Genomic DNA, 11,109 nt, shown 5'->3' with positions numbered 1-11,109 from the left:
GCCGGTCATGATCGGCGCAACGAGACCTGCTGGCCTTTTCCCACAGCTGCTTCCCGACCTAGGACGTTGTCCAACCTGATCGTCCTGGGGTCGCCGATCTTCTTGCATACCTGTTTTCAGGATGCACAGCTTGCGACCCGTGGCCAGCTGGTCGTGCACAAAGCCCACTGTTCGGACATGGCTCGGTCAGATCGCCGGTTCGCGATCCTCCCGCAGCTTCGCCTTCACCTGGAGTTTCGGCGTCTTTTTACGCATCTGCAGGCCCAGCTCCCTGTAAATCCTGTAGACCTTCTTCATGGTCACGACCGACCATCGCTGCCCAAGATGTAATGCGCCTGCCGATAGCCGTAGCGGATATGCGCCAATCTTCGCGTCGCTACAAATCCGTCGAGGACCAGATAGCTTTGGGCAAGGAGGCCGCGTTCTAGACGTGATCGGTGTTGTGACCAGAGAGTGCCTGGCAGCGGGGACGGACCCGTCGATCTCCTGCCGCCGTGTCGCGCTGGGGCTCACTAAACTGATGTCATAGCGACGCAAACCGGGAATGATCAGGAGCAACCAAGACATTTAGCTTACTGGCAAAGCCATGCCTGGCCTCTAACTCTCCCCAAGATGGAGGACGTTCGCCGACGAAAGGAAAAAGGAATTGACCGCTCCGCCTTGCTAGGGGGGCTCTGATTGGCAACCCATTGCTTTCTTGTCGCAGATGCGCAACAACCTTGTCGCAGATGCGCAGCAACGTTGCCCAGATCGCATCTCAGCTGGGGAACCTTAAGGTGCATTGGTAGCTCTGCAAGTTCGAACCGGCGAAACATTCTCCCGAGTTTATCGATGTTAACACCACAGCATTTAATCTTGCGGGGGCGTCGAAAAAAAATTACCGAAAGGCACTTGGCGTGCGCTATAACAATGATATTAGGGGTATCACCTTGGTCAGCAGCGCCTCGGAAGCGTGAGACAAGTTCAACAATTTGAGGGAATTAAGACATGACAGAAGCTCAAGCAGCGCCACAATCTGGTCACGAGGCTGAAGAGCCTCGCGTCGCCCAGAGTGATGAATCGGCGCAGCAAGAGGCGTATCAGGCGCAGGCTGCTCCTGAGCAGTCGTTTTCATCGGACCGGGCAAATGTGAACGAGCAGGGTGTAGCGGCTGCTGCTGCGCAGGTTATGGCAGAGGGTGAGTCTGCTCCCCAGGTTGCAAGCTTGGATCCGGCCTCGCTTCCGAAGGAAAAGGTTTCTTCGGCAGAAGGCGAAGATAAGGGCGAGAAGGAGCTGGAAGGGGAGGGTGAAGAAGCTGTTTCTGATCTCGCTTTGGCTCCGGAGGGTGATATTCTCGCCACCATTGCTGCTGCTGACGGGGCCCGCGTGGTGCCGGGTGGTGACGGCGAGGCTTCGCTGCTTGGTGATGACGGCGATGGGGGTGCGGGCGTGCTCCTCCCCGTTCTGGCTGTCGGCGCGATCGCTGCGGGCGCTGTTATTCTCGTCGAGAGCGGCGAAGATGAAGAGCTAGAAATTCCTGAGGTGCCGGCGAACGGTGCCCCCGAGATCACCACCGGTGCTACCGCCGCAATCGATGAGAATGTGGCGGCGGGAACGGTGGTTTACGATGCGGCTGCCACTGATCCCGATGGCGACACGATCACATTCTCGCTTTCGGGTGCGGACGCATCGCTGTTCACTATCAATGCGAGCACCGGTGAAGTTACGCTGGTGGGCTCTCCCGATTTCGAGGCGAAGGCCAGTTATTCTTTCAATGTTGTGGCGACGGACACTGCCGGTGCGACAGACACGCAGGCGGTTACTCTCACCGTGAATGACATCGATGAAGCTCCCGAGTTCGGCGACGGTGATACGGAAGTTGCCTTTGACGAAAATGTGCCGGTTGGAACTCCGGTTGTAACGCCCGTTATCACGGATCCTGAAGGTGGTGATGTCACGGTTGAACTGGGTGGCGATGATGCAGATGCTTTCGTCATCGATCCGGAATCCGGTGCAGTTCTTTTTGCCGAATCGCCTGATTTCGAAGCCCAGGAGAGCTATAGCTTTACGCTGACGGCGACGGACGAGAATGGCAACGAGACCACGCAGGCATATACGGTCAGCATCAACGATCTAGATGATGGTCCTACTGTCGTTGATCTCGATGCGTCGGACGATGATGGCAATCCGCTTACGCCGGTTACAATTGATGCAGGGGGCGGCGACTTCTTGTTTACGGACGATGTTGCGGAGCCTAGCAATACCATTCTGCTCAATGTGGGTGAGGGTGATCAGATCGTGCTCACCGGTGTCTTCGGCATCAGTACTTCTGCGGACGATCCAAACGATCTGGAGCTCAGCATTGCTGGGCCGGGCGGTACGACGAACGTAATTATCGTAGACGACGTTCTGCCTGACGGTGCGTTTGTGTTCGATGAGGCTAGTGCGGAAGCCGCAATCGGTTTCGATCTCCTCAACTTTGCATAATATTCAATTTTCTTAGAGGAATAAAAAAATGGCAGTTATCACTCTTGAGAATGGTGGCGAAGACGTCACTGTTGGCGGCGCCGACGTCACTGTTCGCGGAACCGCTTCGGGCGGCGAGGAAATCACGGTAGTTGGTGGCAACATCGTCCTCGACGCATCCTTTGGTTTGGGTGGCGATACCGTCGTCCTGCCGGGCGTTGCGTCGCAGTATTCCGCCGTAATCGTCGGTTCGCGTCTGATCCTTTCGGGTCCCGGTACGGAAATTAGTATTCCGCTGAGCCCGGCTGGGATCAACGTTGAGTTCTCCAACGGCGACACTCGTTTCATCGAAATTAACGATGATGGTCAGGTTGTGGTTGGTGACCAGGTCATCCCGATGGGGCCGGATGCGACTGACCTCGCTGCTGGTGGTCCGCTTGGGCTGGACTTCACGCCGGAGGCAGACGACCTGCAGGGTACCGCCGGTGATGACGTGTTCGACGGGTCGCTCGATGTTGCACTTGGTGGTCTTGTGGGTGTTCAGACACTTCAGGGTGCTGATAGTGCAGACGGCGGAGAGGGGACCGATACCCTGAACGCTGAGTTGAACAGCACGGGTACGACCCAAAACCCTCAGCTCGCCAACATCGAAGTCTACAACTTGACCTCCTACGGCAATGTTGGCGGCGGCGGGGGTACATCCACTCTCAACCTCGCGCGTGCGTCTGGCTACGAGCAGCTTTGGAACCGCGATTCTACTGGCTCGCTGACGCTCAACAATGTCGGTGAGGTCGCTGTGCTGGGCATGGACGGCGTTCAGGGCGGCACGACCTACACGGTCATCTACGATGGCCTTGCGGTTGAAGAGCAGACTGTTGTTGCCATGGGCAACGGCTTCCCGCCGGCTGGGAACACCCTCACCGCCTTTGCTAACCTCAACATCACTGGTAATGCAGGGTCGATTGGGCAGCTGAACCTGGTGGTTTCCGATGACAACGCTCTCAACCTTCAGGGTGCAGCGGCGAGTGCGACCAACGTCGATATTGACGGCGATGGCTTGCTGAACCTAATTTCTGCAACAGCCTTCGGCGGTCTCGAGACCCTCGATGCAACCGGATACGACGGCGATCTCGTGCTCGACATTTCGGGTGACACGGTTCTTGAGAGCGCCTTGACCGGCGATGGCGACGATGTTCTCGTTGTGGACGCGGCGGTCTTCTCGACGGGAACGTCTGCCCCGACAACCTTGGATATGGGCGAGGGTGAAAACCGGCTCATTCTGGAGGGCGAATCGGGCGGTCAGTTCAGCGGACTCACATACGAAAACCTTGACTTCACGCTTGCTCCCGTCAGCAACGTTCAGGTTCTCGAGCTTGATACCATCGATGTCGATAGCGACACGGTTATCGATCTCGAAGGTATCGGGGGTCTTGAGGAACTGGATCTTGACTCTCTGGCCACCGATGGCACCGATGATCTGACGATCGTGGGTGGTCCTGAGGCGCTTGTCATTCGTGGCACGGCCGACGCAGGTGATGCACCGCCGGCCAACCTTGACATGAACGGCGCTAACCTCACGGTTGACGACACAACCGACCTGACCCTCGTATCGTCTGGTGAAGTTCAGGCCAATCTCTACGGTGACTCGCTTGAGAACGTAACCGTAACTGGCGGCAGTGCCGACATCTTCTCGGATGACATTACAACCCTTGAGACGTTGTCGGTGGCGGCCACCGGCATTGGCGATCCGGACGTCGACGGTGATGGTGGCGATGCGGTGGTCGATCTCGACGATCTCAGCGACGCTGATGACGAAGATTTCGCGTCGCTGGAATCGGTGAATGTTTCGAGTGTCGACGGTGACGCTACTCTGGAACTGCAGGGGACTGCGGGAACTCCGTTCCAGGCAGGCTTGGCTGAAATTTGGGAGCTCACCGTAAATAGTGCTCCCAATGGCTCCACTGGTAGTGTCGTGATCTCTAGCCAGAGCTTGACTGGCGGTAGCGTACTCACCGACTATACCGAGAACGCTGGTTTGTTCGAAACCAATGCTAATGACGTGGCCGATGACATCGCCGCTGACCTTAACGGTTCGGGTGAGCCCCTTAGTGCAAGCGTCGGCCTTTCGCCTGACAATAGCATCACGATCGAGTGGGATGACGTTGGTGGCCGAGATGACCCGTCGCTCTTCACAACTGGCGGAGCGTCCTTCTCGATTGCCGTGCTTCAGGACGGCGCAGACGTTGTCGAGTTGGTACCTGGCACCGGCTTTGAGTCGCTTACGCAGGCCAACGTTCTTGCGGCCGCCAATGCCACTGCCAATCTTGAAGATGTGTATGGTAGCTTCGAACTGAACGTGGTGGCTGGAGAGAACGCCGATGTCGACCTGATCAACACGCAGGTCACTGAGGCAACGGTGAGTGCGGTTGATAATGCAGACGTGGTTATTGGCGGTGATACGGTTGGTGCTCAGTCCCTGACGTCGCTTACTGTCTCGGCTACTACGTCCGACATCGATCTGAGTGGTGACCTTAGCTCGCTGAACGTGATTGACGTCACTGGCGTTACCGAAGATGTGTCCATCGACGCGGAAGATGCTGGCTACGAAGTCGCTGCAAACGCCTTCGTCCAGTATCTGGTCGGCAACACCGACGACGGTAACTTCATCGACTATGACGGCAGTCTGCCGCCTGGTCCGAACGAAGAGTTCGTCGGCGACGAGGACATCCGGATCGGTATGGATCTCGATACCCAGGAAGTCGTGACCTTCACGTCTGCGGACTTCGGTGAAGCTCGCCTCGGTCTCGATGCAGGTACCGATCAGTACTTCACCGTTGAAGGGGATGACTACGACCGGATCGACCTGTCGGCCTTGGGCTTCACCAATGCAGGTCAACTGCAGTTCGAAGTCAACGCCGATGGCGACTTGGTCATAACCGACCTCGCCGGCCAAGGTCCGGAGATGTCTGGCACTATCGTGATCGACATCGATGGCGACTTCGGTGACGGCCCTGGTGAATACACCATCGACGACTTCGCTTCGAACAACATCATCTTTGCTTGATCGTTCGAACCAAGTGATAAGGAAGGGGGGGCTTCGGCCTCCCCTTTTTTGCATCTGCCGGAAAGCTAGACCGGGGATCGGCGCGAAAGCGCAGGTTGCGGCACGAATTTGCTGTAAGCTGCTGTTGCTTGACTACGATTTGAAGTCGGTGAAGCGTTCCGGCGGAGACCAGGACTTGCCGAAGCAAAATTACCGCGGCTTGTAGCGGGCACTTGTCCATCGATTTGCCTCGAACTTAATTGATGGTTTCTCGAACGGTTGGGGCGTCAGTCGCTTTGTCCGGAATCTGTTGGCTAGCCGACAGCACATCGATGACCCAAGTTCAGACACTGCAGGTTCGCGCCGTCGGCTGCTAACGGATTTAGCGGGTGTTTATTGAGCGCCTCTCGTTTTCAGGGGCACCGAGCCGGGCCCTAGGAGGGTGCGATTGATCGAGGGTAGGAAGGCGTCGACGGCGCCTGCACAGCTTAGTTGTGCGCGGACCATCGTCAGCATCGTCTCAACATGACGCTCCTTGACTTCGCGCACCTAAAGTGGGATCCGGCCTCTGTGACAACTGCCCAAAATCCTAGGAGCCGTCAGGAGAAGCCTCTTTCGTGGCTACGAAATCCAATCGTAGCATTCACTTTCATTTCGTTGATGTCACTATGCGCCGCAGTGGGTGGTATGGCAACGCAGAGCCCGTTACCGACCAGCAATCCGGAACGGGTGGATGCTCCCGCAGCTGTTTCGATTGCTGATTTGAATGCTTTTGCCTTACGGCAGGTTGGCCCGGAGGCGGCGAGGCTAGCAAATGTCGATAAGCCCATGTTTGACGGACCCAATCCCGCTTCACAGCCCTTCAGGACTTTCTCGGCAGGAGGCGTCGAATTCGCTCGGGCACTCGAATGTCTTACTCAAGCTGTCTATTACGAAGCTGGCCGGGAAACTGAAGCCGGCAAGCGCGCCGTAGCGCAGGTCGTTTTGAATCGCGTCCGCCATCGGGATTATCCAAACAGTGTTTGTGGCGTCGTCTATCAAGGCCACACCAGAAGCACTGGGTGTCAATTTACTTTCACATGCGATGGCTCCCTGGATCGGGCCCCGTCCCCGGCAGGTTGGCAGCATGCCCGAAGGGTCGCTCAAGCCGCCCTTAATGGCGCGGTTTTTGCACCCGTGGGCTATGCGACTCACTACCACGCTGACTACGTCTTGCCTTACTGGAGCCCGAAGCTCTTGAAGAACGCGGTAATTGGTGCGCACATATTCTATCTCTTGCCTGGAGCGGCTGGCCAGCCTGGATTTTTCTCTGCCTCCTACGATGGTGTTGAGCCGGAATTTGGAGGAGGCCTTTTCGAAGAGAGTGATGGCCCTGAAGCTGCGCAGTTGGATTTTGAGACATCGACCTCTTTCACTGGGCTAGGTGCAATCCTACCTTCGTCTAAGGACATGGCCGTGGAGGATGTGGAGGCGCTCGATGATTTTGGCATGCTAAACTATCGCGACGATACCCAAGCTAGAGTGCCGCTAACAGCTCGCGTTGGATCGGCCATTTCGACTGCAAAGTGTCGTGCTGATCCGGAAGTGGCAAATTCCTGCTCAGTTTACACTAGTGGATCTCGAGAACTGGCTCGCAGGTCCGAAAACACCCCCAGTTCCTTTTGATAAGACGGAGATGATAATTGTCGCGCAGATTTGATCTCGCAACCGAAACTACAGAAAATGACTCCGTGGTCACAGCTACGGGATTGCCTGCTTTGACGGGAGACGGAACCGAGGATTTGTGTTGTGGCGGATGTGGCGAGGTACTCGCCGAGAAACTCACTGTTCCAGCGATTCAGCGCATGCTGCCGACCGAGAGAAAGCTGATTCTGCGCTGCATATGCTCTGCGAACAATGTGGTTTCAGACGTGGCTGAAGGCACCAGCAATCTTGGCTCAAATGAATAGCCGCAGAGTTTTCGCTCTCAGCCAAATTATCTGGTGTTAAATTGAGAAAGCTAATTTTCGGAACCCTGGTTTTTGCAACCGCGTTAGCAGGCTGTACTTCTCCGCGACTTCCGGCCTATGTCACTTCACGTGACACCCTTTATTTACTTCATCAGACGGCTGATGTTGATGTCGCTGTTGGCGAAATCAACGGAGGCCCGCGAGAATTAATCGACGCAGCTGATGGAATCGATTTTAGCTTTTGCGGGTTAGACTCAAGCGACGATTCGGATGACAATTCCCCCACCTACCGTGGCTACATAAGGCAGGCGCTAATCGATGAGCTTTCGGCCGCAGGGAGGTACTCCAAACAAGGTGAAGATATTGTCATCACCGGCAATATCGAGCGGCTCAGATTGGTCCGATATCTGCCATTCAAGGCCAATTGGATAATTGCCGTGCGTTTCGCTTCGTCTAACGGTGCAGAGTTCCTCGTCTCGAGCGAGTACGCCTTTGATGTCCATGCCATGGCTGGGCCCACGGTTTGCAATCGCGCTGTCGAATCATTTGGACCAGCCGTCAATGAGATGATTGAACGGGCCGCACTCTCTCCGCAATTCGGGGATCTCTTGCGCGTGGAATGAAATAGGTGTTTTGTTAACGGCCGTTTGAGGAGAACTGCTCCAGCGCCTGCTCCATTTGGTAGACCCGCTCTCTCCATCCTGGATGGCTTGTGGATCCGAAGAAACTCTCTTTCTTCGGTCCCAAGCGCTTCCATAAAGATATGGCCGCGGCTGGATCATAGCCAGCTCGCTGCAATAATTCTAAGCTTAGCAGATCTGCATCGCTCTCTGTTGAACGGAGGAAGCGGGAGAATGCCCGTCGATCATTTTCTAGCAATCGGCTAGCTTGCGCGATACGACTGCGGTGGCGAAGAACGTTATGTGCTAGTTCATGTGCTAGCGCCGCTGCTAATTCATCATCGTTTTGGACGAATAAAATCAACGATGAGGTTACGACGACATTCATGCCATCAGCGCGTGCATTCAGTTTGGAAGATGGGAGAACATAAAATTTGGAGCGGCAACCTAGTTCTGCCTCTATCTCTACCGCCCTTTCCGTTCCTTCGGTTTCCACGATAAGACGAGCGAAGCCGTCTTCAAACGCAGCATCGATTAAGGATTGAAGAGTGTTGATCGGCTCAACGGACATCGGATGATCGATAGAGAAAAAATTCAGATCTTGCCCATCTATCGACAAGATTGCATCGCCTACTCGCAGGCCCGCCATTTCCGCGGGACCGGTCGCTGCCAATGCCAGTACCTGCGGCTCCACTCCTAAGGCTAATTCCCTCTGAAGATTCTCCCGCAAGGGAGGATCATATTGCGACAAATGATGAACGGTGAGTCCTGCCCGATATTCGCGCTCCGTGCAAAAATCCGCGTTCGCTACTGCAAGTTTGTGCGCCAGAGTGGCAACTCTTTCATCGTAGTAGCCAAACGCACTGACGCTTTCGGCGTGATCGTTTTGTGTATCCTCGCCCACGCATGGCGATGGTAACCAAGCGAGAAAGACCCACAGCCATCGCGATATTAGTTGTAGTGTAAAGCGGTAGGTCATCGATCGCTCTCACCCTTCGGGAAAAATTTTGCACAGTTCTTGCGCGCCCGCAAAGTTCACGCTCCTAAGAAAGCCCATACATCGTCTTTGCGGGAGGTAACAGCTATGCGTGGTGACATGACGCCCTGCTTTTTCTCCAGTCTCGATTAGAGCCCGGCCGTGACAGAAGGGCGAACGAGATGAAGAGAAGAAGGTTTACCGAAGAGTAAATCATTGGCGAGCTGGAGGACGAGAACGGTCGACTGAAGCGGATTGTGGCCTACATTGGATCGGAGACGCTCGGTCAATATGGCTATCGGCGGGTGTATGAATCCTCCGCCTCGATAGTTGGGTTATGAACATGAGGAAGTCTACATGCTTACCTGGAGTTGAGCCTCCAGCTTCTGAACAAGACGCCCAAGCGTCGAGTGAAGGTGAAGCTGCGCGAGGATCGCGCACCGGCGATCAGGCCGAACCATATCCGGGCAATGGGCTTTGTGCACGACCATCTGGCGACAGGCCCCAGGCTGCACATCCTGACCGTGTGGATACGTTCTCACGGCTATCGCCGCTGATCGATCCCTAGTTTTGTTACCGTGGAGAGGCCGTGGTCACCATGCTGGATTATGCTTGCAGGAAGATCGGCTACCCCAGGGCGATCAGGTTGGACAATGGCAGCGAGTTTATCTCTCGGGACATGGATCTGTGGGCTACCAGCGCGGAGTGATCTTGGACTTCTCTCGCCCTCGTATGCCCCCAAACAATTTCATCACAGCTTTCAACAGCAAGCTGCGCAGAGAGTGCCTGAATGCCCACTGGTTCCTGTCGCTGCAAGACGCTTGCGAAAAGCTGGAGGTCTGGCGTAGAAACTACAACGAAGAGCGACCGCACAATGCGATCGGGAATATCCCCCCTATCTTTCCGGCATAGCCGAACGGTGCAATGAGCCCACCGAATCCGGGAAAGGCGGAAAACTCGAGACCCAATTGGTCCAACGTTGGGGCGCAGTGCATGAACTCGAGAGTTCGATCACATTGACTTCGATGAGCTAAAAATAGTTAGTTGAATACTACGGCTTCGCGGAGGAGGAATTGGCGCAAATTTCCGATAATCTAGAGCAAAAGCTAGCTGCCTGCTTCGGGCAGTTGGAACGACTTTTCGCGCTTCACAGGATGAACGAAGATGCGGCGTTCGAGCTTCTCTCGCGCGCACGTCAAGAAGGAATTTCTTGGTCGCAATTGGACGAGGCTTTGCGACGCTTACTTGCAAGCGACGGATGCTCAATTCAACAGATTGAGCATCACATGAGGCAGGTGGAGCGGCGTTTCCGACCTTGGCTTGGGGGTTAAGTTGCGAGTAGCCAAAAGCTTTCTAGACGTCCTCGGTGCTCATCAACTGCTGCCGTTCGCAAACGATGGACGACTCCCCTCATCACATCCTTGCGCATCGGTCTGTAGAACAGCTCGATGAAGTCAACTCATCCTAGCTTGGCTCCTCGTATGAGCGATAGTTCCTTCGCCGGATGCGTTCGCGTTTGAGCGGGTTGAAGAAGCTCTCGGCAACGGCGTTATCATGGCAATTACCACACCGCATCATCGAGCAATTGCTCAACAAACTTAAGAACTATTCACGGGCCCTGACGTGACCCCCAGCTTTCCCCCAGCTGGGATTAGAGCCGAGCCGTTTTGTTGCGCATGAGCGCGGTTGGAGTAATGGGCTGCGTAGCGGAGCCCGTAGGGCGTAGCGAAGCAGGCCATTGCTTTTCCAGTTCGGCGGCGAACGTCGCCGGGGTTGCGTAGCCAAGGGCCGAGTGCGGCCTCTCCCGGTTGTAATCCTCGACCCAGGCCGCGATCTCGACCCGGGCATGAGCCAGGCTGAGGAACAGCGTCTCGTTCAGCAGTTCATCGCGCATCCGGCCGTTGAAGCTCTCGCAGAAGCCGTTCTGCATCGGTTTGCCCGGCGCGATGTAATGCCATTCCACGCCCATCTCCCCACACCATGCCAACACCGCATTGCTCGTCAGCTCGCTGCCATAGCACATTGGGAAGCTGCCTCTTGAAGGCAGCGCTCGCCTTGATGGAGACAAGGGCGCGT

7 protein-coding genes and 2 pseudogenes are annotated in these 11,109 nt (G+C 55.7%); 6 read left to right on the top strand and 3 right to left on the bottom strand.

Features of this window, described 5'->3' with window-relative positions; translation table 11 throughout:
- Positions 1 to 987: 987 nt before the first annotated feature.
- The 4 genes from ABFX23_RS10825 (at position 988) to ABFX23_RS10810 (ending at position 8,060) form a co-directional block, all read left to right on the top strand.
- Positions 988 to 2,466, top strand: coding sequence for a cadherin repeat domain-containing protein (locus ABFX23_RS10825; protein ID WP_346033073.1), 1,479 nt, complete (start codon positions 988 to 990; stop codon positions 2,464 to 2,466).
- Between the two features lie 28 nt (positions 2,467 to 2,494).
- Positions 2,495 to 5,509, top strand: a complete 3,015-nt coding sequence (locus ABFX23_RS10820; RefSeq protein WP_346033072.1) for a beta strand repeat-containing protein — start codon at positions 2,495 to 2,497, stop codon at positions 5,507 to 5,509.
- Positions 5,510 to 6,175: 666 nt separating this feature from the next.
- Entirely contained in the window at positions 6,176 to 7,153 is a 978-nt protein-coding gene (locus tag ABFX23_RS10815; protein WP_346033071.1) for a cell wall hydrolase, read from the top strand.
- Between the two features lie 325 nt (positions 7,154 to 7,478).
- Positions 7,479 to 8,060, top strand: coding sequence for a hypothetical protein (locus ABFX23_RS10810; RefSeq protein WP_346033070.1), 582 nt, complete (start codon positions 7,479 to 7,481; stop codon positions 8,058 to 8,060).
- Between the two features lie 13 nt (positions 8,061 to 8,073).
- Here ABFX23_RS10810 and ABFX23_RS10805 read toward each other — a convergent pair whose 3' ends face one another.
- A complete protein-coding gene (locus ABFX23_RS10805) occupies positions 8,074 to 9,036 on the bottom strand; it encodes a M48 family metalloprotease (RefSeq protein ID WP_346033069.1) in 963 nt (320 codons plus the stop codon).
- 368 nt (positions 9,037 to 9,404) lie between these two features.
- On the opposite strand from ABFX23_RS10805, the gene ABFX23_RS17785 reads away from it, so the two are divergent.
- Together ABFX23_RS17785 and ABFX23_RS17780 are read left to right on the top strand one after the other, a co-directional pair.
- Positions 9,405 to 9,590, top strand: a complete 186-nt coding sequence (locus ABFX23_RS17785; protein ID WP_428831659.1) for a hypothetical protein — start codon at positions 9,405 to 9,407, stop codon at positions 9,588 to 9,590.
- Positions 9,591 to 9,789: 199 nt separating this feature from the next.
- Positions 9,790 to 9,945: pseudogene (locus ABFX23_RS17780) on the top strand (integrase core domain-containing protein); the annotation flags it as partial.
- 415 nt (positions 9,946 to 10,360) lie between these two features.
- Here ABFX23_RS17780 and ABFX23_RS10795 read toward each other — a convergent pair.
- Both ABFX23_RS10795 and ABFX23_RS10790 read right to left on the bottom strand, forming a co-directional pair.
- Positions 10,361 to 10,614: pseudogene (locus ABFX23_RS10795) on the bottom strand (hypothetical protein); the annotation flags it as partial.
- Positions 10,615 to 10,684: 70 nt separating this feature from the next.
- A partial coding sequence (locus ABFX23_RS10790) for an integrase core domain-containing protein (RefSeq protein ID WP_346033068.1) occupies positions 10,685 to 11,109 on the bottom strand: 425 nt, incomplete at its 5' end.

Origin of the sequence: Erythrobacter westpacificensis (assembly GCF_039542285.1) — a bacterium.
GTDB lineage: Bacteria > Pseudomonadota > Alphaproteobacteria > Sphingomonadales > Sphingomonadaceae > Alteraurantiacibacter > Alteraurantiacibacter westpacificensis.
This window is presented reverse-complemented; position numbering and strand designations above follow the sequence as displayed.

What these genes read in the sequence shown, in the direction of transcription:
- ABFX23_RS10825 (WP_346033073.1), top strand. Translation starts at nt 988, where the DNA reads ATGACAGAAGCTCAAGCAGCGCCACAATCTGGTCACGAGGCTGAAGAG.
- ABFX23_RS10820 (WP_346033072.1), top strand. Translation starts at nt 2,495, where the DNA reads ATGGCAGTTATCACTCTTGAGAATGGTGGCGAAGACGTCACTGTTGGC.
- ABFX23_RS10805 (WP_346033069.1), bottom strand. Translation starts at nt 9,036, where the DNA reads ATGACCTACCGCTTTACACTACAACTAATATCGCGATGGCTGTGGGTC.
- ABFX23_RS10815 (WP_346033071.1), top strand. Translation starts at nt 6,176, where the DNA reads ATGGCAACGCAGAGCCCGTTACCGACCAGCAATCCGGAACGGGTGGAT.